Source organism: Polyangium jinanense (genome assembly GCF_028435365.1).
Window position 1 is genome coordinate 27,001 of record NZ_JAGTJJ010000013.1, and the last position, 25,030, is coordinate 52,030.

At 69.0% G+C, this 25,030-nt stretch carries 20 protein-coding genes and 1 tRNA gene; 2 read left to right on the top strand and 19 right to left on the bottom strand.

What is annotated here, in order from left to right; genetic code table 11:
- Positions 1–41: 41 nt before the first annotated feature.
- From KEG57_RS22630 to KEG57_RS22655, 6 genes are all read right to left on the bottom strand, one after another.
- Positions 42–1,331 (bottom strand): cytochrome P450, encoded by a 1,290-nt coding sequence (locus KEG57_RS22630; protein WP_272423578.1) that lies wholly within the window; start codon positions 1,329–1,331, stop codon positions 42–44.
- A gap of 100 nt (positions 1,332–1,431) precedes the next feature.
- A complete protein-coding gene (locus KEG57_RS22635) occupies positions 1,432–2,454 on the bottom strand; it encodes a methyltransferase (protein WP_272423577.1) in 1,023 nt (340 codons plus the stop codon).
- A gap of 330 nt (positions 2,455–2,784) precedes the next feature.
- The gene (locus KEG57_RS22640) at positions 2,785–3,381 is read right to left on the bottom strand and encodes an SRPBCC family protein (protein WP_272423576.1); all 597 of its coding nucleotides are present in this window, start codon (positions 3,379–3,381) and stop codon (positions 2,785–2,787) included.
- Between the two features lie 89 nt (positions 3,382–3,470).
- Positions 3,471–4,520 (bottom strand): phosphatidylglycerol lysyltransferase domain-containing protein, encoded by a 1,050-nt coding sequence (locus KEG57_RS22645; RefSeq protein WP_272458794.1) that lies wholly within the window; start codon positions 4,518–4,520, stop codon positions 3,471–3,473.
- Positions 4,517–5,038 carry a MarR family winged helix-turn-helix transcriptional regulator gene (locus KEG57_RS22650; protein ID WP_272423574.1) on the bottom strand — a complete coding sequence of 174 codons (522 nt, stop codon included), beginning with the start codon at positions 5,036–5,038 and terminating at the stop codon, positions 4,517–4,519. Before KEG57_RS22650 ends, KEG57_RS22645 begins: the two co-directional genes overlap by 4 nt.
- A 208-nt stretch (positions 5,039–5,246) precedes the next feature.
- The gene (locus KEG57_RS22655) at positions 5,247–5,753 is read right to left on the bottom strand and encodes a hypothetical protein (RefSeq protein ID WP_272458795.1); all 507 of its coding nucleotides are present in this window, start codon (positions 5,751–5,753) and stop codon (positions 5,247–5,249) included.
- A gap of 462 nt (positions 5,754–6,215) precedes the next feature.
- On the opposite strand from KEG57_RS22655, the gene KEG57_RS22660 reads away from it, so the two are divergent.
- On the top strand, positions 6,216–6,818 hold the full coding sequence (locus tag KEG57_RS22660; RefSeq protein ID WP_272458796.1) for an HAD family hydrolase: 603 nt from the start codon (positions 6,216–6,218) through the stop codon (positions 6,816–6,818).
- 433 nt (positions 6,819–7,251) lie between these two features.
- Positions 7,252–7,803 (top strand): hypothetical protein, encoded by a 552-nt coding sequence (locus tag KEG57_RS22665; RefSeq protein ID WP_272423571.1) that lies wholly within the window; start codon positions 7,252–7,254, stop codon positions 7,801–7,803.
- Here the strand turns inward: KEG57_RS22665 and KEG57_RS22670 are convergent.
- From KEG57_RS22670 to KEG57_RS22730, 13 genes are all read right to left on the bottom strand, one after another.
- Complete coding sequence (locus KEG57_RS22670) at positions 7,769–9,148, bottom strand: glycogen synthase (protein WP_272423570.1); 1,380 nt, start codon at positions 9,146–9,148, stop codon at positions 7,769–7,771. The genes KEG57_RS22665 and KEG57_RS22670 overlap by 35 nt on opposite strands.
- Positions 9,149–9,155: 7 nt before the next feature.
- On the bottom strand, positions 9,156–10,619 hold the full coding sequence (locus tag KEG57_RS22675; RefSeq protein ID WP_272423569.1) for a hypothetical protein: 1,464 nt from the start codon (positions 10,617–10,619) through the stop codon (positions 9,156–9,158).
- Positions 10,620–10,665: 46 nt separating this feature from the next.
- Positions 10,666–11,367: a hypothetical protein gene (locus KEG57_RS22680; protein WP_272423568.1), complete on the bottom strand. Its 702-nt coding sequence runs from the start codon at positions 11,365–11,367 to the stop codon at positions 10,666–10,668.
- On the bottom strand, positions 11,367–12,152 hold the full coding sequence (locus KEG57_RS22685; RefSeq protein WP_272423567.1) for a tetratricopeptide repeat protein: 786 nt from the start codon (positions 12,150–12,152) through the stop codon (positions 11,367–11,369). The genes KEG57_RS22680 and KEG57_RS22685 overlap by 1 nt, the downstream gene beginning before the upstream one ends.
- Positions 12,152–13,714 (bottom strand): serine/threonine protein kinase, encoded by a 1,563-nt coding sequence (locus tag KEG57_RS22690; protein ID WP_272423566.1) that lies wholly within the window; start codon positions 13,712–13,714, stop codon positions 12,152–12,154. Before KEG57_RS22690 ends, KEG57_RS22685 begins: the two co-directional genes overlap by 1 nt.
- Positions 13,715–13,808: 94 nt before the next feature.
- The gene (locus tag KEG57_RS22695; RefSeq protein ID WP_272458797.1) at positions 13,809–14,963 is read right to left on the bottom strand and encodes an SUMF1/EgtB/PvdO family nonheme iron enzyme; all 1,155 of its coding nucleotides are present in this window, start codon (positions 14,961–14,963) and stop codon (positions 13,809–13,811) included.
- A gap of 40 nt (positions 14,964–15,003) precedes the next feature.
- On the bottom strand, positions 15,004–16,431 hold the full coding sequence (locus KEG57_RS22700; RefSeq protein ID WP_272458798.1) for a carboxypeptidase-like regulatory domain-containing protein: 1,428 nt from the start codon (positions 16,429–16,431) through the stop codon (positions 15,004–15,006).
- 197 nt (positions 16,432–16,628) lie between these two features.
- Positions 16,629–16,701: transfer RNA gene (locus KEG57_RS22705), tRNA-Phe, on the bottom strand.
- A 63-nt stretch (positions 16,702–16,764) separates the two neighbouring features.
- Positions 16,765–17,805, bottom strand: a complete 1,041-nt coding sequence (locus tag KEG57_RS22710) for a hypothetical protein (RefSeq protein WP_272423563.1) — start codon at positions 17,803–17,805, stop codon at positions 16,765–16,767.
- A 5-nt stretch (positions 17,806–17,810) separates the two neighbouring features.
- Complete coding sequence (locus KEG57_RS22715) at positions 17,811–19,874, bottom strand: M1 family metallopeptidase (protein WP_272423562.1); 2,064 nt, start codon at positions 19,872–19,874, stop codon at positions 17,811–17,813.
- Positions 19,871–21,424, bottom strand: a complete 1,554-nt coding sequence (locus KEG57_RS22720) for a hypothetical protein (RefSeq protein ID WP_272423561.1) — start codon at positions 21,422–21,424, stop codon at positions 19,871–19,873. The genes KEG57_RS22715 and KEG57_RS22720 overlap by 4 nt, the downstream gene beginning before the upstream one ends.
- Before the next feature lie 28 nt (positions 21,425–21,452).
- Positions 21,453–23,282 carry a molecular chaperone DnaK gene (gene dnaK, locus KEG57_RS22725; RefSeq protein ID WP_272423560.1) on the bottom strand — a complete coding sequence of 610 codons (1,830 nt, stop codon included), beginning with the start codon at positions 23,280–23,282 and terminating at the stop codon, positions 21,453–21,455.
- A 75-nt stretch (positions 23,283–23,357) separates the two neighbouring features.
- Complete coding sequence (locus KEG57_RS22730) at positions 23,358–24,992, bottom strand: DnaJ domain-containing protein (RefSeq protein ID WP_272423559.1); 1,635 nt, start codon at positions 24,990–24,992, stop codon at positions 23,358–23,360.
- Positions 24,993–25,030: the final 38 nt, after the last annotated feature.

Sequence of the window (25,030 nt, forward strand, 5' to 3'; positions counted from 1 at the left end):
AATGTCCTTCCCTGTGCCCAGGTACGATGATTTCCTGATCTTCAACCCAAGGTCGGTGCCGCTTTGCCTCCGGAGAGCATGGATGGCGGGCAAGGTTCGGGAGCAGGGGAACGCCGCGCGAAACGCATGGGGAGCTTTTCGACCCCACGTACCACGAAAGCGTCCCGCCACACGAGCTTCGATGTGATCAACTCGGGCGTAAGCAGGCGCTCGAGAAGGCGTGGGAAGGCGACACGCGCCTCGAGTCGGGCGAGCGGTGCTCCAATGCAGTAATGGATACCGTTGCCGAAGGCGATGTGCCGGTTGTCTTGCCGGTGGATGTCGAAACGATCCGGCTCCGGGAACACCCGCGGATCGCGGTTCGCCGCGGCGATCATGAGGAAGACGCGCGAGCCGGCGAGGATGCGCTTGCCTGAAAGCTCGACGTCCTCCGAGGCGACACGTGCCATCATGAGCAGCGGCCCGTCCCAGCGCAGCATCTCCTCGACGGCAGAGCTCATCAGCGCGGCGTCGGTGCGCCGCTCTTGGAGCTCGGCAAGCGCCTCGGGGTGGCGGAGGAGCGCGATCATGCCGTTGCCGATCAGGTGCGTCGTGGTCTCGTGCCCTGCGAAAAAGAGAAGCGCGCAGCAGGCGAAAAGCTCCTCCGCGCTCAGGAAGTCGCCCTTTTCCTCGGCCGCGATGAGGCGCGAGAGCATGTCCTCCCGTGGGCGCCGGCGCCGCTCCGCGACGACGTTCTCGAAATAGGATGTCATGGCGCGGAGCCCGCCGACGGCGATCGCGTACTTGTTGGCGAGCGTGCGCGATTGGACGATGAACGCGCCCAGCTCGTCGGACCACTTCTTCAGCAAGGGGACGTCGGCGCGCGGCACGCCAAAGAGCTCGGCGATCATCGTCGCGGAGAGGGGATAGGCGAAGTCGGCGATCACATCCATTTCGCCGCGCTCGAGCGCAGCATCGATCAGCTCGTCGGCGAGCGCGCGTACGCGCGGCTCGAGCGCCAGGACCGATTGCAACGTCATGGCTTTGTTCATGAGGCCGCGGAGCCTGGTGTGCACCGGAGGCTCGTTGAACGACGCCCACATCGAGAGGCTCTCGACGAGGCTCTGCACCGTTCCGCGCTCCGGACCCTTGAAATGGGTGAGGAACGGGCGCACGCGATCGGCCGACAGCCGCGGATCACGCAGCGACGCGCGCACGTGGTCATGACGCGTGAGCACCCATCCATGGAGCTTCTCACTCCAGAAGACGGGCTCGTGCTCCATCAGGTGAAGGAGCGCCGGGAAAGGATCCTCGATGAAGTCCGGATGACGCGGGTCGAAGGATAGGTCCATGGTCCCTCCTCGCGCGTGCACGGTGAAGTGGTCCATGCGCGAATGCTTGGCGACGTATTCTATTTCTCGCGATGTCCTCCCCTTTGCCGCGCCGGCCGCGTTATGGCTCGCGCACACCTTCGACGACGACGTGCTCGAGGCCGACGTCGGTGGGGAGCAGACGCGTCAGGCGGAAGCCCGCCGCGGCCAGCAGATCCCGGTGCTCTTGCTCGGTGCGCATGCGCCCTCCGACCACCGCGAGGAGGTGGACGTCGAGCAGCTCGGCGGGCGCAGAGAAGCCGATCACGGACTCGATCACCAGGATCCGCCCGCCCGGTGGGAGCGCGCGGTGACAATTCTTCAGGATCCGGATCGCCGCGTCGTCGTCCCAGTTGCAGACGATGTGCTTGAGCACGTGGACGTCGGCGCTGGGGACAGCCTCGAAGAAGTCACCGGCGATCACCTCGCACCGCGCCGCGACCGCGCTCGCGGCCACCCGCGTTCGCGCCCCCTCGATGATGTGCGGCTGATCGAAGAGGATCCCCTGGAGCTCCGGGTTCCTCTCGAGGACGGCGACGAGGAGGCTGCCGTGACCGCCCCCGACGTCGACCACCGTGCGGAACGAGGAGAAATCGTAGCGGGCGGCGGCCGCGACGGTATCGACGTAGGTGAAGCTGGTCATCGCCTTGTCGAAGAGCTGCGCGTCCTCGGGGTGGCCCGCGAGATAAGGATAGAGCGGCGCGCCGAAGACGTGCTCGACGGCCGTCTTCCCGGACTGCACGCTGGAGAGCAGATCGAGCCAGGCGCGCGCGTAAACGTCGCCGCCGAACAGCAGCACGAAGTCGCGCATGGAGCCGGGGGCGCCGGTGCGCAGGGTCGCGCCGAGGGGGGCCAGGGCAAACCGCCGCTCGGGTAGCTCGGTGAAAACCCCTGCCCCGGAGAGAGCCCGGAGCATCCGATAGAGCGCGCCCGCGTCGACCCCCAGGGAGGCCGCGAGATCATCACTGCTCCGCGGGCCTTCATGGATCAAGTCGGCGATGCCCAGCTTGGCCGCGGCGTAAATCATCCGCGAGATCCACATGTTGAAGACGCTCAAGGAGCGCATTTGCACCGAGAGGTCGTTCGTTCCGACAGAATTGTTCATGGCTGACTCCTCATGAAGGCGCAGGAGAGGTCGAGCTCCGCTGCCCTAGCCTCGAAGAAACCGCCTTCAGGGGTCGGTGGGGAGAAGGAGTGGAAAGGTCGGCGTGGGCTGTCGATGCCAGGAGCGGAAGGGACGGGGCGATTGTCGTACGCGCTTTGCGGCAACGTGCCTGTACTTAGGCATAACAAAATTGTCAAGCCTGGAAACGCCGCATGGGGCCACGCGCCCGCGCTGGCGGTCCGGCGCCGTCGAAAGCCAGTGGATGGTGAACTTACACGAGGGGGGGAGGAGGATACGAACAGCCGAGGCCGTTCGTCGGCGGAAGGCGTGTCACTTCGGCGCGGCGGCGTTCACCGTCTCGGCCGCGGCGGGCGGGGCTTCCGTCTTCGCGGCCTCTTCGGCGACCTTTTTGAGGTTGGCGAGGCCATTCTCGAAGTCCTTCCCGATCATCGCGTCCATGTCCATGAACAGGCAAAACGCCTTCCCGACGAAGTCGTTTTCGCCGCTCATGAACCAGGTGATCTTCGTTTCTTTGCCGGCCGCCTCGACCGCGAATCCATTTTCGGTCTTGGATTCGAAAGGCTTCAGGAACTCCAGCTTGATGTCCACGCGCTCGTTCGGCTTGATTGCGGCGATGGTCATCCGTCCCGCGCCGACCTCGTCGTTGCCCTCCCATGCGTAACCGGCGCCGACCTCGCCCTGGTTGCCGGTAAACGTCGTCTTCATGTTCGGATCGAGCTTGGCCCAGGGGGACCACGCCTCCCAGGTCCGAAAATCCTTGACCTTGGTAAACACGAGGTCCAAAGGCGCCGCGATGGTGGTGTGACGCTCGACCCGATACGCGGACGGGCGCGTCGCGATCACGATCAAGAGCACGGCGATCACGACCGCGAGGCCAGCGCCCACGCGAATGGCGACTTTCTTCAAGGAGTCCTCCAGGTGTAGGGACAAACCTTGCTACGGCCGGAGAGCGGACGCGTCAAGAATGGAAACGTTCGTCGTAACCAAACACAGCGTCAGCCGGCCGACGCGCGGCGGAGCCGACGGCGTTTGCCTTCTGTCCACGCGCGAAGCGCAAAACGAAGGGGATGCCCGCCGGTGAGCGCCGAAGCCACGTCCCACAAGGAGACGATTTCACTCGTGCCGCGCGGATGGACGAACCAGACCGGCTCCCACGCCTCCGGCGCGAAGCGAGCCCGAAATGCACGCAGGCCCTCGAAATCGTAAACGTTGTGCCCGAGGCGTCGCAGGATGCGCAGGCGGTGCGGCAAAGGCCCCGCGAGCGGGACGAGGCCCATCGTCACCCGCCCACACGCGACGCCCGCGAGCCGCCGCATCGCCGCATCCACGAGGAACTCCACCGTGCCATTCGGCGCGTCGTCCGCGCGGAGAATGTCCTCGAAGAACCAGCCGCCTCGGCCAGGCACCGGCACCGCCACGAGCACGCCAGCCAATCGATCGCCCCGTTCGGCGACGACATAAAGCCGCTCGGAGGGCCGATAAAAAAGGTCCACCGCGAGCAAAAAGCCCAAGGCCCCGCCGCGCCGCCCCGCGAGCCATTTCGTCGCGAGCGCCGCAATCGAAGCGCCGAGCTCGCCCCCGAGCTCATGCGCAGAGGCCACGCGCGCCCGTACGCCTTTGGCACGCGCGCGGCGGATCTGCTCGCGGAGGCTCCTGCGCCCGGCAAGGACGCGTTCCCATTGCAGCGGATCCCAGACCGGCTGCCGGCCAAGGGGCACACGCTCGAAAAAGGTGTCGCGCGGAAATTCCTCGACCGCACAAAACCCAGCGCGTCGCCCCGCCGCACGCGCAGCCAGCACGAACGCGCGCGCCACGCGCCCCGTCTCCTCAGGCGCGCAGAGCGGCGATCCAACCGCGAGCCACGCCCGGCCCGTGTCCGCAAACGCAACCCAGGCCCCCGCGCCGTCGCTCCACGCGCGCATTCCGGGCGCGAGCGATTGAAACGCCACCGTATCGCGCCCGAACCGATGCACAGCCTCGGCGAGCGTTCCCGGCGCAACGGCGCGCGGGAGCGGCGGCGCCGGGAGATCCGTTGCGAGGATCATGCCTTTCGCGAGCGCCGGGAGGCAGGCTCCCCTTCAAAAAACATCGGCGCGGGGCCGTCAGACGCGCCAAGAGCCGCAGCCACCCGCCCAAGGCCCCTCGTCAGGGCCGCGCGCTCGTCCTCAGGCATCTCGGCGACCGCCGCGATGAGCTTGCGCTGGATCGGCGCCGGCGCCTCACGCAGGAGGTCACTCCCAGCAGGAGTGATGGCGATCTCGGCGCGGCGCGCGTCATCCGGGGAGGCGCGGCGAGCAGCAAGGCCGCGCTCGACCAGGCGCCCGACCACGACAGAGACGGAGCTCGGATCCGTGGCCGTGCGGGTCGCAAGCTCGGCGATGGAAAAACTCTTGCCACTCGCGAGCTCGCCGAGGACAAAGAGCTGCGCCCCGCTCACCCCGTGCGCCTTCTCCACAGCCGTAGACGAGAGTCGGAGCGCCCGCACCACGTGCCGGAGGGCATCGAGCGCCGCAGTCACCTCGGTGTCGCGGGCGGCCTCCGGTTCCGATTCATGGGATCCCATGCTTTCGATCACAGGGTAGAGCCGGACGGGCTCGCGGGCAACCGCCCGCAGAGGCAGAGGAGGGATTGCGTGGGTGTGAGCCGCCGCGCCGGGGCGCCGCCCCGGACCCCGCGGGGGCTATTCGCCCCTCGACCCGAACCAGGGCAAGCCCTGGACTCGGGGTGGAAGAACTGCGCGATGCGCAGTTCTTCCAGGAGGTCAGATTCGGTTACGCCTGTTCGAGCGCAAGGAAGCTGAGGACGCCCTCCCGTTCATAGACGAGCGACCAGGCATTGGGGCCGCTCTCCCGGGAGAACCAGGTGCGCATTGGCTCGTCAGGGGGCGGCTGGAACTCAGCGCGGTGTTCCTCCACGAAAGCAGCCACGGCTATGTGCAGGGGTTCGGTGTCGTTCCCGTCGAGTACGAGAAACTCGAAATCGTCGCGCCAGGCCTCGTCAGCGATCGCCTCCTCGGGCGTAGCGAATCCAAGGCGCGCGATGATCGCATTCGCTTCCGTCGGCGTACAAGGAAGGCTGATGTGGATTTGATCGGAAATGCCAATGCCGCCGCTGTAGAAGTACATGTCGTACCGCAGCCCCAGGGGCGGCAGCGAGGGCAGGCGGAGCAGGCGCGCCACGAGCGCGAGGCCCCGGGCGCGTAGAAGCTCGTCCGTGTCGTCGTGGTGAAACCGACGCACGATGTCGTCGTAGGGGTGGAGGTCGTCGGTGTCGGTCACGGGGGGCTCGATCGCGTCACTTTATCACCCCACCCCCCTGCAAGAAGGTTCCGGACGCCCGCAGTCACCTTTGGGGGCGACCCAAACACGTCTCCGGACGCCCGCAGTCACCTTTGGGCTCGCCCCAAGCACACCCCCGGACGCCTGGGGTCATCCTTGGGCGCGCCCCAAGCCCTCCTCCGGACGCCCGGAGTCATCGTTGGGCGCGCCCCAAGCACACCTCCGACTGCCCGGAGTCACCTTTGGGCTCGCCCCAAGCACACCTCCGGGCGCCCGCAGTCGCCTATGGGCTCGCCCCAAGCCCTCCTCCGGGCGCCCGCAGTCACCTGTGGGCTCGCCCCAACCACGTCTCCGATCGCCGGCAGTCACCTTTGGGCTCGCCCCAAGCACGTCTCCGGACGCCCAGACCCCTCTTCGCCCCCTCCCCTTCCCCACCCCGCCGCCCCCTGCCATCCTCCCGCCGTGTCTCCAAGGCCGCGGCTCCTCTTCTTCGACGTGATGGACACCCTCGTCCGCGACCCCTTCCACGAAGTCATGCCCTCATTCCTCGGGATGACCCTGCCCGAGATGCTCCAGTACAAGCACCCCACAGCCTGGATCGACTTCGAACTCGGGCGCATCGACGAGCGCACCTTCCTCGCCCTGTTCCTGCCCGGTCGCTCCTTCAACGCCGAAGGCTTCTGCAACGTGGTCCGCGAGAGCTACGCCCTCCTCCCCGGCATCCGCGAGCTGCTCGTCGACCTGCGCCAAAACGCACCCGACGTGCGCCTCTACGCCCTCTCGAACTACCCACCCTGGTACCGCTGGATCGCCGACCGCTGCGAACTCGACACACTCCTCGACGGCGCATTCGTCTCGTACGAGACCGGCGCACGCAAGCCCGATCCCAACGCCTACCTCGTCCCCTGCCAGAAACTCGGCGAGCAGCCCAAGCAGGCACTCTTCATCGACGACCGCGAAAAAAACTGCGAAGGCGCCCGCGCCATCGGCATGCAAGCACTCGTATTCAACAGCGCCGCAAAGCTACGCGACGAGCTCGCGCAGCGGGGGCTCGTCAAGGCGTAGCGCAGCGCCGGACCGGGGTTTCACCCCGGACCCCGACCAGGGGTTGTCCACCCCTGGACCCGGACCAGCGCAAGCGCTGGACCCGGGGTCGATGAACTGCGCGATGCGCAGTTCATCGAACAGGCCGAGTCAAGACCGGCGGCGATCCTGCCAGTCAAAACCGCCGCGCGGACGTGTCTGCTCGACCGTGCCACAGCGCTACCGCCTCGGCAGGCAACACCGCTCGTGGTCTTGCCACAGGCCCGTCGGAGAAACCGCGCATCGCGCGGTTTCTCCGCCCTCGGTCCAGGCCGTGCCTGGTCCGGGGTGCAGGGGGCGGACAGCCCCCGCTGGGGTGCGGGGCAACGCCCCGCGCGTCCCCGCGCGTATCTTGCCGGCCTTCTGCCCCTGCTTCTATGCTGGCGCTGTTCTGCTGGGGTTTGTGCGGAGAGCCATGTACGCGTCGTTGGTCGAGCATGTTGGGACGGGGAAGATGATTCGGCTCGAGCGACGCTTGTCGGGCGAGCCCTCGTTGCACGGGTACCTCCTTGGCCTTGGGCCTGAGCTTGGGCTCATCCACTGCTTCGATGACTTCGAGCCGGACGGCTACACCCTCTTCCGCTTGGAGGATGTGCTTGCCCATGAGCGCGGCGCCCATGAAGAGCACTGGGACCGCATGCTTGTCGGCGAGGGGCTGCTTGGCGGGCTGCGCTTGCCGTTCGAGGTTGATCTTCGCGGGTTTCCTGCGGCGCTGCGCTCCATCCAGGCGCACCATGCTGACGTCATCATCGAGTGTGAGGATGAGGGCGACGATGATGGCGACTTCTACCTTGGCCGACTGCTCGAGATTGGTGGGGAGACGATCATCCTCCACTACGTGGATGCGCTTGGGCGCTGGGACGAATCGCCGACGTTGATCCCTGTCGAGCGGATCACGAAGGTCCAGTTCGACACGCCTTACCTGCGACGCTTCATGCGCTACACGGCACCGTTCCCGACGCACTGAGCCGGCCGTAGAGGTGCGCGTACAGGCTTGCTGGGCGATCCCAACCCGGTGAGGTCTCGAGCACGCGACGACGCAAGGATGCGGCCTCGGGACCGCTGAGGTGCTCGAGGGCGCGGCGGACTGCGCGCACGAGTGCGTCGACTGTGGGTGCGTCGAAGAGAAAGGCGGTCCCGCGGCTCGGGTGCTCGGCTTCGTCGACGAGGGTGTCTGTGAGGCCGCCGGTGCGCCGTGCGACGGGGATCGCGCCGTAGCGTTGGGCTTCGAGTTGCACGACGCCGCAAGGCTCGAAGCGGGAGGGCATGATCAGGATGTCCGCGGCGGCGAGGAGACGGCGCGCGCTCGTGTCGGGGATGGGGCCGAGGAAACGCGCGTGCGTCGGGTGCGCGGCGGCTGCGGTGGTGAGGGCGTGTTCGAGGGGTTCGTCGCCGGCGCCGGCCACGACGATGGTCGCGCCGGTGCGGCAGAGAGCGGGGATCGCTGCGGCCACGAGGTCTGCGCCTTTCTGCGGCACGATGCGGCCGAGGGAGGCAACGAGGGGGCGGGACGCGTCTGGATCGAGACCGGTTTCTGCGAGGAAGGCGCGCTTGCAGAGGGCCTTGCCGGCGAGATCGTCGGAGCTGAACGGCGCGGCGAGGGCCTTGTCCCGCGTGGGGTCCCAGGCCTCGAGGTCGATGCCGTTGACGATGCCGAGCACGCTGCCGCCGCCCTGCAGGGCGCGCGCGCGGAGCACGCCGTCGAGCAGCTCGCCGTAGGCAGGATCGAGGATCTCGCGCGCGTAGGTGGGCGACACCGTCGTGACGGCGTCGGCGGCGAGGAGGCCGGCCTTGAGCAGGTTCACGCGGCCGTGGAACTCGAGTGCGCCGGGGTGGAAGTGCGAGGGGCCGAGGCCGAGGAGCGCGAGCGTCTCCGGCGGGAAGATGCCCTGGAACGCGAGGTTGTGGATCGTGAGCACCGTGGGCGGGCCTGGGCCGCCGGCTGCGCGGAGGAGGTAGGGTACGGCCGCGCCGGGCCAGTCGTGCACGTGGACGATGTCGAAGTCTCTGGCCATCGCAGAGACGGCGCGCGCGAAGAGGGCGAAGCGACGCGCGTTGTCGTGCTCGCCGTCGCCTTCGCGACCGTAGATGCCGAGGTGCGCCGGGACGTCGGGGATCGTGACGACGCGCGCGCGGACGCCGGGCGTGATCGGGATCTCCGGATCGAGAGAGATGCCCGGAGGCGCGGGGATCACGACGGTGACGTCGTGCCCGAGGCGCGCGAGGGCGCGGGCGAGCCCGGCGACGCCGTCCGCGATGCCGCCGAAACGGACGATGGGCGCGAGCTCGGCCGCGACGTGGAGGAGCCTCACAGACGCATCACGGCGGGCACTTGCCGCCGCAGTCCGCGGGGCACGTGCACTGGTTCTCGTTGCCCTTCGTGCAGGTGCCGTCGCCGCACGTGCCGGTGCACGCGCCGCAGTCCGCGGCGCAGCTCAGGCAGGTCTCGAACGCCTGGCAGGTGCCGTCGCCGCACGTGCCGGGGCAGTCGGCCGCGCAGGAGACGGCCTCGCTGCAGTGGCACACGCCATCGCCGCACTTGGGCCCGCAGTCCGAGACGCAGCTCGTGCACGTCTCGCCGCTCTCGCAGGTGCCGTTGCCGCAGCACGCGCCGGTGCAGTCTTCCGGGCAGGTCAGGCATGTCTCGCCGAAGTCGCACTTGTCGTTGCCGCAGCACGCGCCGCAGTCGGCCGCGCAGGTCGAACAGTTCTCGGTGCCGCCGCAGGACTTGTTGCCGCAGACCTCGCCGCAGTCCTTGGGGCAAGTGAGCTTCGTCTCGCCGGCGCCGCAGGTGCCGTTGCCGCAGCCGCCGGGGCAGTCGGTCGGGCACTTGTCGTGGTTCTCGTGGTTCTGGCAGACGCCGTCGCCGCAGTCGGGGCACGTGCCGCAGTCGGAGGCGCACGCGCCGCAGAGGACCTCGTCCGGCTCGCAGACGGCGTTGCCGCAGCAGTCGCAGTCGTCGTAACAGGTCGAGCACTTCTCGCCGAAGTTGCAGGCGCCGTCGCCGCAGCAGTCGCCGCAGTCCTCCGCGCAGGTCGAGCAGTTCTCGCCGAAGCTCGTGTCACACGTGCCGTTCGGGCAGCAAGCGCCGCAGTCGCTGTCGCAGTTCGAGCAGTTCTCGCCGAAGCCCGTGTCGCACATGCCGTTGCCGCAGCACTCGCCGCAATCGCCCGGGCAGCTCGCGCACGTCTCGGTGCCTTCGCAGTTCATGTCGCCGCAGTTGCACGGGCAATCGACGAGGCAGGTGCCGCACGACTCGCCGGGCACGCACGCGCCGTCGCCGCAGTTCGGCTGCGCGACGCAGGAAGGCTCGCCGCTGCCCGGAGGCTCCTCTTTGCAGACGTACCCCGTCGGGCACGGATGCTCGAGGCAAACACACGGCAGGCTGAGCGGAATCACGCCCGTCGTGCCCGCGGGGAACTCGGTGAAGATCGTCTCCGTGACGGTAAAACCGTCGTCCCGCGCGAGGTCGAACGCGGCCGAGGCGCGGTGCTTCGTGCCCTCGGGATCCGAGAGCGAGATGCGGCGCGCGAGGGGCAGCTCGGCCGCGCTCGCGACGAGCATGGTCTCGGTGGCGTCGAGGCGCGTCCCGGTCTCGACCTTCATCGTGATGGCGCGAAGGCGCGCCGCGCATTCGGTGCCGACACCCATCACGAGCGTGACGTCGGTGACTGTCACGGGTTCGACGTCGCTGCCGCAATGCAAGCCGAACACGACGAGGACGAGGGCGAGAGCCGAGGCGAGGACGCCGCGGAGCGCGAGAGAAGCGGGCGGCCGGGACATGCCTCATGGTCGCGCCGATCGCGGCGCGCGCGCAATCCGAACGGGCTCAGCTACCGAGCGCGCACGCCGAGGAGAGCTTCGCGCCGCAACATGTCGAAGGCGCGCACGTCGCGCCCGTGGTCGTGAGGCCCACGCCGCACGAGAAGCCGGGCGCGCATCCACAGGACGGCCCCGCGTCGACGTCACCGCCGTCGCTCTCGCCCGCGTCGCTCTCGCCCGCGTCGCCCGCGTCGTCGCCGGGCCCTGCATCCGCGTCCTCGCATCCGCACACGGAGCCGACCTGGAAGACGAGCTTGCGCGTCTGCCCTTCGCAAAAGTCGACGTCGATCGTCTGCACGTCCCCGAGGGTGGGCGGGAGGGTGGGCGGACAAGCGAACTCCTTGCCCGGCCCCGCGTTCTCCTGGCCCTTCAAGGTCGCGAACGAGAGGACCTCGATGTTGATGCGATCCGTCGCAGGTTTGCCCGCATCACGCTTGAGGACGAAGCTCGCCGGGTTATCCCCCGCGAGGTTCACGCAGAGCGCGGCGATCTCGGCGGTACCTTTGGTGACCACGACGCGCGCAGCGCCGGGCTTCGCAGGCGACTCGACGGGGGCGAGCTCGACGAGGAGGTAACTCGGATCTCCGGTGACGTCCGATCCGCACGCCGAGACGAGCATGCCGGCCGTCACGGAGAGGAGCGAGCCCACCACGAGCGCGAGGGCCGCGCGTCGGCGAGGACGGGGCGTTTCGCGAGCAGCGCCCTGCATCAGAACCTCACGATCGCGGGGAAGACGCGATCGACCGTGCTCGTCGGAGGGCCGGCCACCACGGGCGCATCGGGACGCGTGACCACGACGATCACGGTCACCAGAGCGGCGGCGCCCACGACGCCGCCCACCGTGCCCCAGAACCAGCCGCGCTTGTAGAAGGGCGGTTCCTGGGGCTTGGGCGCCTCCACGGTCGCGCGGCGCGGCGCGGTGAGCAGGAGCGTCGGGTCGCCCTGCGAGAGCGTCTTCGTGACCGTGGTCGTGTCGTGGCCCTTGGCGCTGATCACGAACACGTGCTTGCCGGGATCGAGCTCGGCGCGGCCGTCCGACGCAAGCTTCAAGGGCACGCCGTCGACGGTGACCTCCGCGTCAGTGGGGCTCTTCTGGAGCTCGATGCGGACGATCTTCGTGGTGACGTCCTCGCGGAGCTTGTCTATCTCGGTCTTCAGCGCGGGCTTGATGGGCACCTTGCGCGCCTCGGCGTCGGCGACCGCGCCGTCGAGGGTGTCACGGGCCTCGACGTAACGGCCGAGGGCGCGCAGCGAGGCGGCAATGTTGAAGCGGACGTTCGTCGAAGGGCTGATGTCGTCCGACTTGCGGAAGGCCTCGAGGGCCTCGGACCATTTGCCCTCGTCGCTGAGCGCGAGGCCCTGGTCGAAGAGGGCGCGCGCCTCGCGCTGTTCGGGCGTGGGTTTGGCAGGGCCCGCGCCGAGCACGGCAGGCGCGACGAGCAAGCAAGCGACGACAGGGGCGATGGAGAGCCATCGCAACGGCGAACGACGCATCAGTCGTAACTCCGAACGAGAGGTCCGCCCTTCTTCAGAGGCGGAGGCGCCCCGCCCGCCTTCGGGGCCGTCGCGCCAGGCTTCGCGGAGGGCTTGGCGGACGCGGCCAGCGGCTCTTGCGCGGCCGAGGACGAGGGCGCGGTGAGAGCCGCCGGAATCGCAGAGGGCTCGGGCACGGGCGAGACGGCCGACGGGGGCGCCGCGGCCGCAGTCGTGTCGTCGCCACCTCGCGCGCCGAGAACGAAGAACGCGACGCAGCCGAGGACCAGCGTGACGAGCACGCCGAGAAAGACGGGCATCCTCGACGCGGAGCTCCGCGGCGGAGGAAACTCCTGCCCGAGCGCATGCGGGTCGCTCGGCGCGACCCCCGGGATCGACGAGCTCGACGTGACGCTCGGCTCCGGGCCGAACGGCACGTAGCTGCTCGGCGCCGGCGTCATTCCGGAGAGGGGCGCGGGGGTGTGCGAGACCAGCCCGGGCGTCGGCGTCTGAAGCTGCCCGGGGGGACGCGAGGGCGGCGTGAACGCGCCCGGCGTCAGTGTGTTGATGCGCGGCGACGAGATCATCTGCGATCGCGGCGCGTTGCTCGCCACGCGCGCGAGCAAGGCCTTCCGGAACGCGCACCGCTCGGGAAAGGTCTCGGCGATCCACGCCGCGGCCGAGGCGGCGTCGTGCGGGGCGCCACGGGCGCGCGCCCAGGCGCGGAGATCGTTCTCCACGGCGAGGGCCGTCGGATATCGCTCGGCGCGATCACGCGCCATCGTGCGCATCACGATGGGATCGAGCGAGTCGTGGATCGCGTCGCGCACGCGGCTCGGCGGCTCCACGACCGCGCTCTGCAGGGCCATGATCGTTTCGAGATCCGAGTTCCGCGCGAAGGGCGAGTTGCCCGTGCAGAGTTCGTAGAGCATCACGCCGAGGCTGAAAACGTCGACGGTCCGATCCACGGCCTCACCGCGGAACGTCTCGGGGGCCATATACGGGAGCTTGCCCTTCAGCTCGCCGTGCGACGTCTGCACCATGCGCTGTTTCGCCTTCGCCACGCCGAAGTCGAAGAGCATGGGGTGACCCGCGTCCGAGAGGATCACGTTCGAGGTCGAAACGTCGCGGTGGATGATCTCCAGCGACTCGCCTTCGAGGTTCTTGGCCTCGTGCGCGGCGTGCAGCGCGGAGGCGACCTCGGCGCCGATCCAGGCGACCATCCAGTCGGGAAACGCCGCGCTGTGGTTCTTCCGGATGTCGCGCAGCATGCGCTGCAGCGGGTCGCCGTTCGCGTAGTCGAGGACGACGAAGTGGTTTCCGGCCTCGAAGCCGACGTCGATCGTCGAAATGATGTTCGGGTGCCGGATCGCCGCAGCGACGTTGGCCTCGTCGTGCAGCATGTGGATGAAGGTCTCGTCCTCCGCGAGATGCGGATGGATGCGCTTGACCGCCACCGGTTTGACGAAGCCGCCGGGCGCGACGAAACGCGCGATGAAGACCTCACCCATGCCGCCGGACGCGAGTCGCTCTACGATCTCGTAGCGACCGAGGCGCTCGGGGACGTCCTGGGACTCCGACATGGGATCGCCAAGGTACACCTTTGGCGCGCGCGCCACAAACCCCCGGCGATCCGCGCCTCGGGTGGGTGAAACGGCGACACGACTGACTGGGCGGTCAGTGCTTCGCGTCGACGGCGCCGGGGCCGAGCAACGTGCCGCACATGGTCTTGCAGAGGATGTCTTGCGCGGCGCAGGTGCACTGGCCCTGCTTCTTCGCCTCGAGCTTCTTCTGCATCTCGGCGATGGTGAACCCGGCCCGCTTCTCGACCTTCTGGATCGTCCACTTGTCCCGGGCCTGCCACGGCGTGCGCGGATCGGTGGGTTTGCCGTCCGCCTCGGCGCAGCAGCGGAAGCTCAAGAAGTAGTAATAAAAGTCTTCGTCGTGCGTGTAGACCTTGGGGCGGCACTGATTGCGGACGCCCTTGTACCAAGGGCCGCCGGTGTGGACGCTGTCGTAAAGCGCGTGGCGTGAGCCCTTGGGTTGCTCGCTCGCGACGACCTCGTCGGTGTTGGCCGGCATGTCGGCAACGCCGAAGTCGCTGATGCAGTTCGGCTGGGAGCCACTCGGCACGCCCTTCCAGAGGCGCGCGAGCTCGTCTCCGTCACGCGCGGCGACCTTCTTCATGTTGGGATCGTCCCAGAGGTGGTCGCCGTTGCACTTGGCTGCATCGCGGACGTAGCCGTGCGGGAAGGGCTTCATCTCGGGGCCCTCGCAGGCGAAGTTCCACTCGGACTCGGTGCACATGCGCTTGCCCACGGAGGCGCACTTGATCTGCGCCTGGTGGAAGCGGTTCATCACCTCGGGCCGCACGCCCTTCTGGTTCGGCCATTCATAGGTGTCGACGCAGTAGCGCTTCTTCACCTTCTTGCCGACGCACTTGCTCGTGGGCTCGAACTCCTCGCAGACCGTCTTCTTGTTCGATTTGTCGAACCAGCTCTTCTTGCACTTGTGCTCGACCTCCGTGCAGTACTCGCCCTCGACGAGCTTCATGTCGGGAGGACACGCGGAGGGCTCGGCAGAAGGCACGGGCGTGGGCGCGGGCGTGGCCATGGCGCTCGTGGCCGGCGGAGGTTCGGCGGGCTTCGCGGTCGTGTCTGCGGGCGCCGCGTCGGCGGGCTTGTCGGTGGGGACAGCGGCCGCGGGGGGCGGCGCGGGGGGCGGCGGCGCCGGCGGCGGGCCGGCCGTCACGGGCTCGGGTGTGGCGGCGGAACACGCGGCGAAAAACACGAGAGCCGCGACGATCGACGGGAGGGACGAGACGATCCGCATACCCGCCCTCCCTTAGTCGAGCAGGGATCCGGCGCCAGCCTCATTTCGGCGGGATGGGCGGCTCGTCGTCGGGCTGCACGCAAGCCGAGAGGTCGAAGAGCATGAAGAGCAGCGCCTTCTCCTGCGGCGAGAGATCCGTCGTCTTGCACCCGCTCGGGAACGCGACGCCGATCTCGTCGCCCGACGAGACGTGGATGTCGCTGAAGACGACACGCCCGCACTGGTTCTCCTCGGCGACGCCGATCGGCGTGTTGAACGTGAGGTACTGGACCGAGCCCGGGTTTTCTCCGTAGATCCAGCGGCGCGAGATGGCCGGGTTGACCTCGTCGACCGTGTGTTGTCCTTCCTTGATGACGAGCTCGCCGGCGGTGGTCGAGGCGTTCACGTTGACGAGCCAGTCGCGGAGCGCGGCGCCCTTGGGGAAGGTGTCGTCGATCTTCGCGGTGAAGGGGTTCGCGAGGTCGGACTGGTGGTTGAAGACCGCCGTCTGCGGGAAGGGATCGGGGCCCTCTTCGAGCCAGTAGTTGTGCCAGTGCGAGGCGAAGATGCGTCCGCCCTGCGAGGCGTAGTCGAACAGAGCCTGCCGCGCGGACTCGGGCTTCTGCCCTGGGTTCTGGTTGGCCTCGCAGGCCATGAGGACGATGTCGTACTTCTGGAGGCTCTCGAGCGTGCCCCAGAGCGTGGTCGCGGCGGCGAAGTTGGCGCCGTTGTTGAGCGACGAGGCGTACTTGCTCGAGCCGCCCGGGCCCGCGAAGAGCTGGACGCGGCCAGGGCCGTCGGCAGGCGTGAACTCGGCGTCGTCGATGCCGATCTTGCGCAGGAGGCACTCGAGCGGATCGGCGCCGCCCGTGGTGAGCGCGATCCGCGGGAGATGCCCCTCGGACTGGTTGCGCGGCAGGCGCGTGATCTGGGGATCGGTGAGCGCGTTGTCGACGCACTCGGTGACCTCGGGCAGCACGATTTCCCGGCGCCACTTGCCGACCTGGATCACGAGCGGGATGTCCTTGCCGACCGGAACGTTTTCCAGGACGAACTTGCCCTCGGTGTCCGTGAGCGCGGTGACCACCGGGTCACCGGAAAGCACGGAGCCGCATTGATCGCAGCTCGCGCCCTCGGGGAGGGGCTTGAGGGGCTCGTTCGGGATGTAGACGGTGACGTTGTAGAGCGGCGTTTTGCCGGCCGGATCGAAGACCTTGCCGCTCACCGTGGTCTTGGCGCCGCCGGCGCAGTTCACCTGCTGGCACTCGAGGTTCGAGCAAGGCGGTCCGCCACCCGTGAAGATGCTGCCGCCGACGCCATCGCCACCCGTGCCGCCCTGGCCACCCATGCCGCCTTGCGCCGTGCCGGCGGAGCCGGCCGAGCCTGTGGGCGTGGAGCTGCCGCCCCCGCCACAAGCGCCCGCAGAAAGCCCGACGAGGATGGCGAAGGTCGCGCCGATCCCCACGCAAACCGCGTGTTTGCCTCTCATGTTGCTGCCTCTCTCCCGGCGCCGCGCGCCAAGCAAAGAACCCGAGCCAGCGCCGGAGAGGGCAACAACTTGAGCCCTCCCGGCCGTCTGCATTCTGCATCAGCCGGGGAAAGGCTGCATCGCCGTCACACGGATGACGTGATGCTCTCGACGGACGCCGCCTCGATGGGGAGGCAGCGTCTAGAATCGAAACGTAGTGCCCAGGGTCGGAATCGAACCAACCACACGCGGATTTTCAATCCGCTGCTCTACCAACTGAGCTACCTGGGCGTTCTCCGCGTTGGCTCTCGCGAGCTCCGCGGACCGCGTACGTTACGCGGATCGTCTCCCAAGTCAAGCGTCCAATCGTTCTTCCGCGACAACTTTTTCTTCGGGGCGAACGGGCACCGGGTCCAGAGCCTCGGCCGAAGGGTTTTCCTCGGGGTTTGGAGCGAGGAGCCCGAGCGGCGCGGGGGGCTCGGCGTCGTCTTCGGCGGGGGACTCGGGGAGCAAGGCCGGGACGACAGGCCCGGTCGTGGTCTTCGGCAAGACGCGATCGACGTGGCGGATGGCCGCCGCGAGCCAGGACGCGCGGAGGAAGAAGACCGCCAGCACGGATGCTTGGTGCACCAAGAATCCGGCGACGACCTGCGACTTGCGCTCGACACCGAGGCGGGAAGCGACGACGAGCGCGGCGCCGAGGAGCACGGCACCGAGCGCGGCGCGCCAGGACCAGCCTGCGAGGAGCGAGAGCGGCGCGCTGCGAAAGGCGGCAAAGGCGCGCTTGATGGAGGCGCGAAAGCCAAGCTCGCCGCGCACGGTCGCGACACGCGCGAGGTCGTGGAAGACGGAGACGAAGAGGACGAGGAGGAGCGCGCCCGCGACGAAGCCGACGCGGATCTGATCGGCGGCGCGCAGGTCGATCGTCTCCCTGCGCGCGACGGCGTTGCCGATGCCGATCGCGATGCCGCCGAGGATCGCCTCCACGATCGCCGCCGCGCCGAGCAAGAGCGAGAAGGTGCCGATCGGGCGGAGGGCCCACGCGCCGAGATCACGCGCGGTGATGCGACCCTTCGCGCCGAGCGCGCCGAGGAGCGCGGCGAGCGGCAAGAGGCTCAGGAAGCAGACGAGGACGAAGAGCAAGAGCGAGCTCGACGTCGCCGGCCTGAGGGCGCCGGCCGAACGGCGCAGCGCTTCGAGGAGGAGCATGCCGCCTTGATCGAAGAGGACGGCATCTCCGCGCGGATAACCGGAGACGGCGCCACCGAGCGTGACGGCGAAGGGCCACGCGAGCACGAAGGCCGCGACGAGGCGGAAGGCGTAGGCGAGCAGCACCACCCCGGGGCGCTTGCGCGCGAGAGGTCTCTCTTCGATCGTGCCTTGCGCGTGGTTCATGGTGCTCACGGAGCGAGGAGCCAGAGGAGGAGCTCGGCGCCGAACACGCCGCGCTCGAGCACCCGCGAACCGGGCCCGCCGCCTCGCTGGCTCTGCGCGTTGTTCAAGAGGTCGTCGTCGAGCAGCACGCGATGCTCGGGATCGATGACGGCCGCGACGAGCTCGCGCTCGCCCTCGTAGTCGACCTCGTGCGTGACGCCCTTGCCGTCCCAGCGCACGCGCTTCGTCGAGCCATCGGCCATCACGAGATCGATGTCGACGGGGAAGACGAGCGTGCCGCGGCGCCGGACGAGGACACGGCCGCGGTAGCCGTACGTGTCGAGCACGGGCGCGGCCGAAGGTTTGTCCGGATCGCCGAAGATGCCGCCGAGCGGATCCATGCGGCTCGAGCTGATCTCGGCGACCGAGTAGTCGACCCAGCCGCGCTCGAAGACTGCCTGACGCGTGGCGAGCTCGGCGTCGGGACCCATCGTGTCGCGAATGATGCCGAGGAGCTCCTCGGGCCCGGGGTGGCGGAAGCGGTAGCGGCGCGTGTACCGGCCGATCGCCTCGCGGACGCGATCGGGGCCGTAGACGCCGGCGAGCGTGTTCAAGATCGTCGCCGTGCGCGAGTAGACGAGCGAGCCGTAGTCGCTGCCGCTCGCGAAACGCGCGGCAGACTGCGCGACGGCCTCGTTGTGCTCGACCTCGGCGGCGGCGACGCGGTAGGCCGCGGGGAGCGCGACGCTGAAGCCGCCGGGCAAGCGGAGCGCCGAGTTCGAGGGCCAGCGCGCCTCCATGGACTCGCCTTCGGCGTACGAGTTGAGGCCCTCGTCGAGGAACGGGAAGGCATGCTCGTTCGTCGCGACGAGCCCGTAGAACCACTGATGCCCGAGCTCGTGGATCGTCACGCCCTCGATGGCGCGCGCGCCCGTCTCGGGCGTCCACCACGCGCCGCCCGTGGTGATCAGCGTGGGGTACTCCATGCCCCCGGCCTCGCCGGCGCCGGGCGGCGGATGCACGATCGTGACCGTGCCGTACGGATACTTTCCGTACGCCGCGCCGAAGTGCTCGAGACCGAACCGCACCGCGTCGAGCTCGATCGTCGCGACGCGATCGAAGCCCGGCGGATAGAGGCAACGGAGCGCGACGCCGTCCGCTGTCGTCGCCGTGACCTCGCGGAAGTGATCCCACGCGGTGAACGCGAAGTCGTGCACGTCCTCTTGCAGGAAACGGCGCTCGACACGGCCGTCCTTCGCGCTCTCCTTGTCGAGCCTGCCGGTCGCGCCGACGACGTAGCCCTCGGGCGCGTCGATGGTGACGTCGTAGTTGCCGTAGTCGGCGTAAAACTCCGAGAAGCGATAGAACGGGAAGTGCGCCCAGCGCCCGTCGGGCTCGATCTTCGCGAGCTTGGGGAACCACTGCGCGACCATGTGGAAGCTCTCGTCGAACCCGGTCCGCAGCGTGACGCTCGGCAGATCGGAGACGAACGCGACGTCGAGCGTGAGCGTCTCGCCGGGCTCGATCGCGCGCGGCAAAGGGACGCGGATGTCAGTCTCATCGTCGGGATCGCCGGGCGTGTGCCGATCGGCCTTGTCCCAGAGCTCCGTGTCGAGCTCGCGTGCGAACAGCTTCGAGACGCGGATCCAGCCGTAGTCGGCGAGCGCGCCGCCACCACGGAAGCCGCGCGCGCGCTGTCGCATGTAGTTCGTCTTCTCGTTCTTGAAGGCGTTCAGGTAGAGGTGCAGCCAGAGCTCGCGCTGCGGGATGCGCGAGGCGTTGCGCCAGACGATCGTGCCCTCGCCACGCACCTGGTGGAGCTTCGGATCGAACGAGGCGCGCAGCGTGTAACTCGCGACAGGATCAGCGTGCGCGGCCATGGGCTCGGCGGCGAACGCCGGCAGCGCGCCGGAGCCTGCGGTGCTCGGCGGAACGACGGCTTCGGCGAGCTCGACGCCCGTCGCGCCCGCAGGCTCCGCCGAGACGCCGGAGGTCGCTGCGAGCGCGGCTCCGTACGTCGCGCCGAGGCCCACCAAGATGGCGAGGAGCGTCCGACCCCACGCGCCCCGCCCCCCCTGCCGCTTGCTCATCGTCTTCCTCTCGAGAACGTCACGAGCTCGAGCTTCTGCGCCACGAGCAGATCGTGGACGACCCGCAGCACCTCGATCGTCGGCAGGCCCGCGCCGCCGATGATGTCCTCGATCGAGGCCACACCGTCGATCGACGCGACGACGAGGCGCCCGCGCTCGTCGAGGCCACGCGCGAGCTCCTCGATGGAGGCCCGAAGGCGCGGGACGAGGCTCATGTCGCCGATGCGCGCCATGTACTTCTGCTTCAAGATCTGCCGCGAGCTCTCGGCGTAGCTGAGCGCGCCGATGTTGTCCGGCGCGTCCGCGAGGATCGCCTCCGCGAGCGCGAGCGCGCCGCGATGATCCCCGGCCTCGTACCGCGACCGCACCTCGTTGAGCCGCTCGCTCGCGGGCACGTGCTGCACGGGCGAGGAGCGCTCGCTCGAAATGACCGACTCGCTGCTGCGTGTTCCCGTCTCCGATCCGCGCCGACGATGCGAGCCCGGACGACCCGCCGCGCTGCTCGGCGCCGGCGGAGGCGGCGGTGCGTCCAACGTGGGTTTTACGGTGCGCGTAGGCGTGAGGCGCGGCGAGAGACGCGGACGATCGTCGACCATCGCGCGAGGACGCGGCGTCTCCTCGGGCGTCGGCGGAGGCGCGGGCACACGCGCGCGCACGGGCTCGTCCGCGGGGCGCGAGCGCGGAGGCTCTTCCACGGGCCGCGAGCGCGGAGGTTCTTCCGCGGGGCGCGAGCGCGGAGGCTCTTCCACCGGGCGCGAACGTGGCGGCTCGGTCTCGAGCTTGCGCGGCGGCTCGGTCTCGAGCTTGCGCGGCGGCGGCTCGGTCTCGAGCGTGTCTCTCGCGCGGAAGAGCTCCACGCCGAGCTCTTCGAACACGGCCTCCGCCGTGTCGAGGGCCCGCGCCGTGAGCGACGACGACGACTCGCGCGCGGCGATGCCGCGGTAGAGCGGCTCGTGCTCCTCGAGCAGGTTCGGCGCCACGCCCGGGAGCGTGTCTTGATCGAGCAGCGGCGGCGGCATCGTGGCGAGATCGTCCTGCCGCATGTCGACCGTGTCGTCGGCGCGCGGCGGCATCGTCTTCGCGTCGTCCCGCTGCGGCGGCTCGGTATCGTCGCCGCTCGGCGGGACCGTCTTCGCCTCGTGGAGCGGTCGCGGCGGGATCGTGTCGTCGCCGCGCGGCGGGATCGTCTTCGCGTCGTCACCGCGCGGCCGCACCGTGTCCACGTCGCTCGCCGGCGGCGGGATCGTCTCGGAGGCCGCGGAGAACCCGCGTGGCTCCTCCTCCACGTCGGGCTTCATCATCTGCTCGACGAGCTGCTCCATCGGGATGGGCGGCGGCAACGTCTCGCGATCCTGGATGAAGTCCGGCAGCGGCTCGGCGTCGCCGAACGAGACCACGGGCTGCGGCGGACGCACGGTGTCGCCGGCGAGGCCGAGGCCACGCGGCACGACGGGCTTGCGCGCGCCGCGATCCGCGGGGCCCTTGCCTTCCGGGCCCGGTCCCTCGTCTCCGGTCTCTTCGTTCGATCGTTCGGGAGGCTTTTGCGACATCACACCCCGAAAAAGCGTCGCGCCGTGCTCACCCCTGCGGCCTGGCGATGACGCCCTTGAACATGCGGTGCGTGCGGGCGAGCGAGTCCATCTGACCACGAAGCGCGGTCAAATCCTTGCGGGCGATCGCATCGCGGCAACGCTCGAGGATGGCGCGCGCCTTCTCGATGGCGTCACGCCCGAAATCGCTGGACTGAACGATGGCCTGTACCTTCGGGAACATCTTTTCGATGTCCACGATGACCTTCTCGGCTTCCTGCTTGACCCCTTCAAATTCGTCGTTCGAGCGACGCTCGACGAGGTACTCCTTGGCGGCCTCCATCATCGCGCCGACCTCCTCCTTCGTGAGGCCGCTGGAAGCCGTGACCTGGATCGACTGCTGCTGGCCGGTCTCGAGGTCCTTCGCGCCAACGGAGACGATGCCGTCGCTGTCGATGGCGAACGTCACCTCGATCTCGACCTGACCCTTCGGCGCGCGCCGGAGCCCCGTCAGGACGAACTCGCCGAGCAGCTCGTTGCCCTCGGCCTGCGCGCTCTCGCCCTGCATGACCAGGATCTTCACGGCCGTCTGGTTGTCGCGGCTCGTCGTGAAGATCTTCGACCGGCTCGTGGGCACGGTCGTGTTCATCGGGATGAGCTCGTCGAAGTTCGACCCGTGCGTCATGATGCCGAGCGCGTGCGGCGTGACGTCGAGCAGCACCATCTGCTTCGACTCGTCGACGAGCGCGGCACCCTGCACGGCCGCGCCGAGCGCGACGACCTCGTCGGGATGCACGCCCTTGCAAGGCTCGCGGCCGAAGAACTGGCGCACCGCGTCCTGCACGCGCGGCATGCGCGTCATGCCGCCGACGAGGATCACGTCCTCGATCTCCTCGCGCTCGATGCGCGCGTCGTCCAGCGTCTGGCGGCAGATCTCGATGCAGCGCTCGACGAGATCGCCCGAGAGCGACTCCATCGCGTCGCGCGTGAGCGTGCGCTGGAGGTGCAGGGCCTCGTTGCGCCCGCTCGAGATGATGAACGGCAGGTTGATCTCGGTCTCGCGCACGCCCGAGAGCTCGCACTTGGCTTTCTCGGCGGCGTCCTTGAGCCGCTGCAGCGCCATGCGATCCTGCCTGAGATCGACGCCCGTCTGATCGCGGAAGCCCTGCACGAGCCAGTCGATGATCCGCGCGTCGAAATCCTCGCCGCCGAGGAACGTGTCGCCCGCGGTGGCGATGACCTTGAACACGCCGCCCGCGCCGATCTCCAGGATGGAGATGTCGAACGTGCCGCCGCCGAGATCAAAGACCGCGATCGTCTTCTCGACGTTGCGCTCGAAGCCGTACGCGAGCGCGGCGGCCGTGGGCTCGTTGACGATGCGGATGACGTCGAGCCCCGCGATCTGCCCCGCGTCCTTCGTGGCCTGGCGCTGGCCGTCGTTGAAGTACGCGGGCACGGTGATGACGGCCTTCGTGACGGGCTCCGAGAGGTAGTCCTCCGCGAAGAGCTTCATCTCCTGCAGCACCATCGCGCTGATCTCGGGGACCGAGTACGTCTTGTCCCGAAGCTGGATCCGCACGTCGCCGTGCGGCCCCTCGACGATCCGGTACGACGCCGAGAGCGTCGCGTGCTTGACCTGCGACGAGGAGAACTTGCGCCCGATGAGGCGCTTGGCGGCGTAGACCGTGTTCTCCGCGTTCGTGATTGCCTGCCGCTTCGCGATGTGACCGACGAGGCGCTTGCCGGCCTCGGTGATCGCCACCATCGAAGGGGTCGTCTTGTAACCGCCGCGGTTCGGGATGACGGTCGGTACGCCGTCCTCGACGATGGCCACGCACGAGTTCGTGGTGCCGAGATCGATTCCGATGACGCGCTCCATCGATTCAGGTGCTCCGTGGAGGGGGGTGCCGGGGAGAGACGTGCCAAAGTACGGCGAGACCGCTGCCGCCGGGGATCATTTCTCGGGATCGGCGCCGTCTGGTTTCTTCATCTGTGCGCGAAGCTGCGCGATCGCCTCGCGTATCCTAGCATCGTTCGGCGAAAGCTCGGCGGCGCGCTCCATCTCGACCCGCGCGCTCGTCTCCAGCCCGGCGGCCATGTAAGCCCGCGCCAGGGTGAGCCTGTACTCGCCGACACCAGGTGAAAGCTTCACCGCGCGGCGGGCGAAATCGATGGCGCGCCGGTTGTTCTGGCCGGTCTTGAGCGTGCAAAACGCGACACGCTCGTGCGGCCGGGGGTCGTCTCCCCTCGCTTTGCAGACATTCGCGAAGCTCATGGCCGCCTCCGACCAGCGCCCCTGGCTGGCCTCGTACTCGGCCTGACGCAAGAAGCCCTCCGCGAGCTCCGCCGCCGCCTGCTGCTGGATCTCGACCGCTTTGCGCGCGAGAGCGTCGTCCTCGGGCGCAAGGGCCACCGCGAGCCGATACGCGTTCGCGGCGGCGGCGAGATCCTTCCGCTCGAGCGCCACCTTCGCCGCCAGCACGTACCGATCGAGCTGCAGACGCCGCGCCTCGTTCCGCGTCGAGTCGTATCGGCGGAAGGGATCATTCGTCGGCGTAGGGGGCGTCGCGGGCGCGGGGGACGTGCCGCCAGCGTCGGCCACCGTGCGCCGTATCGGGGTCGACGCGAGCTTCGTGCCCACGAGGCGTCCGGGCAACGTCGGCGGCCCGTTCCCCGGCGCATCCTCGGCCGCCGCGACGACCGCGGGGATGTCGGCCGGATCGTGCTCGAGGAGCGCGGCCATCGTCCGGTTTCGCCGCGTCTGCTCGAGGTACGTGTCGTACTCCGCGCGGCGCTGCTTCGACGTGAGCACGTCGTGCGCGAGCGTGAGCCTGTCGAAGATCGCTTCGATCCGTTGCTTGTACGTGCCGAGCTTTTTCCGGAAGTACTTGTCGGGGTGAAACTCCGGCGCGAGCACCCAGTACGCGCTCTTGATCTGCTTCTTGTCCGCGTCGATGCTCACCCCGAGCAGCTCGTAGTGGTTGCGCTCGTCGAGCGCGTCGTAGAGCTCGAGGACCCGCTTCTTCTTCGCGTGATCGAGATCGACGGGCTCTTCGAGCTCCGGATCGACGATCCGCGGCTGCTCGACCGTGAGGTCGATCGCGCGACGCGTCGCGGGCGGCGGCTCGACGCCCGTGTCGGCGCCGCTGCGTCGCTCGGCCGAGAGCTCGATGCTGCGCCGGGTCGGCGGCGGTAGATCCGCGAGCGGCTCGAAGCTCCGGCGGCTCGCGGGCGGAGCGTCGACGGTCCCTTCGAACCTCCGCGACGACGGACCCGCGCGGAAGCCTCCTTCGAACGTGCGGCTCGACGGGCCCTCGGTTCCTCGGGTGGACGTGGCTCCCGAGGACGGCGCCACGCTCGGGTGCGCGCGGCGGGACACGGGCGCCGTCGGCTCGTTGAAGTCGACGGCGCCGAGCACGAAGAGCCGATCCAGCGCGGTCGTCACCTCGGCTTGCGAGAGACCGGTGATGAGCGAGAGCTCACGCTCGCTCACCACGCCGTCGATGCGCGAGAGCAGGTAAGCCTCGTCGGGCCTGAGCGGCAGCGACTTGATGTCGCACCCGGGCACCGGCCTAGGAACACGCACCATGGGGAAACCGGACGTAGCGGACGCGGAACCGAGCATGC

Excerpts from the sequence above, each read along its gene's own strand:
- KEG57_RS22630 (WP_272423578.1), bottom strand. The coding sequence starts at position 1,331 with ATGGACCTATCCTTCGACCCGCGTCATCCGGACTTCATCGAGGATCCT.
- dnaK (WP_272423560.1), bottom strand. The coding sequence starts at position 23,282 with ATGGAGCGCGTCATCGGAATCGATCTCGGCACCACGAACTCGTGCGTG.
- KEG57_RS22685 (WP_272423567.1), bottom strand. The coding sequence starts at position 12,152 with ATGCGTCGTTCGCCGTTGCGATGGCTCTCCATCGCCCCTGTCGTCGCT.
- KEG57_RS22645 (WP_272458794.1), bottom strand. The coding sequence starts at position 4,520 with ATGATCCTCGCAACGGATCTCCCGGCGCCGCCGCTCCCGCGCGCCGTT.
- KEG57_RS22700 (WP_272458798.1), bottom strand. The coding sequence starts at position 16,431 with ATGAGAGGCAAACACGCGGTTTGCGTGGGGATCGGCGCGACCTTCGCC.
- KEG57_RS22635 (WP_272423577.1), bottom strand. The coding sequence starts at position 2,454 with ATGAACAATTCTGTCGGAACGAACGACCTCTCGGTGCAAATGCGCTCC.
- KEG57_RS22665 (WP_272423571.1), top strand. The coding sequence starts at position 7,252 with ATGTACGCGTCGTTGGTCGAGCATGTTGGGACGGGGAAGATGATTCGG.
- KEG57_RS22710 (WP_272423563.1), bottom strand. The coding sequence starts at position 17,805 with ATGAACCACGCGCAAGGCACGATCGAAGAGAGACCTCTCGCGCGCAAG.
- KEG57_RS22730 (WP_272423559.1), bottom strand. The coding sequence starts at position 24,992 with ATGGTGCGTGTTCCTAGGCCGGTGCCCGGGTGCGACATCAAGTCGCTG.
- KEG57_RS22680 (WP_272423568.1), bottom strand. The coding sequence starts at position 11,367 with ATGCAGGGCGCTGCTCGCGAAACGCCCCGTCCTCGCCGACGCGCGGCC.
- KEG57_RS22720 (WP_272423561.1), bottom strand. The coding sequence starts at position 21,424 with ATGTCGCAAAAGCCTCCCGAACGATCGAACGAAGAGACCGGAGACGAG.
- KEG57_RS22675 (WP_272423569.1), bottom strand. The coding sequence starts at position 10,619 with ATGTCCCGGCCGCCCGCTTCTCTCGCGCTCCGCGGCGTCCTCGCCTCG.
- KEG57_RS22690 (WP_272423566.1), bottom strand. The coding sequence starts at position 13,714 with ATGTCGGAGTCCCAGGACGTCCCCGAGCGCCTCGGTCGCTACGAGATC.
- KEG57_RS22695 (WP_272458797.1), bottom strand. The coding sequence starts at position 14,963 with ATGCGGATCGTCTCGTCCCTCCCGTCGATCGTCGCGGCTCTCGTGTTT.
- KEG57_RS22715 (WP_272423562.1), bottom strand. The coding sequence starts at position 19,874 with ATGAGCAAGCGGCAGGGGGGGCGGGGCGCGTGGGGTCGGACGCTCCTC.
- KEG57_RS22650 (WP_272423574.1), bottom strand. The coding sequence starts at position 5,038 with ATGGGATCCCATGAATCGGAACCGGAGGCCGCCCGCGACACCGAGGTG.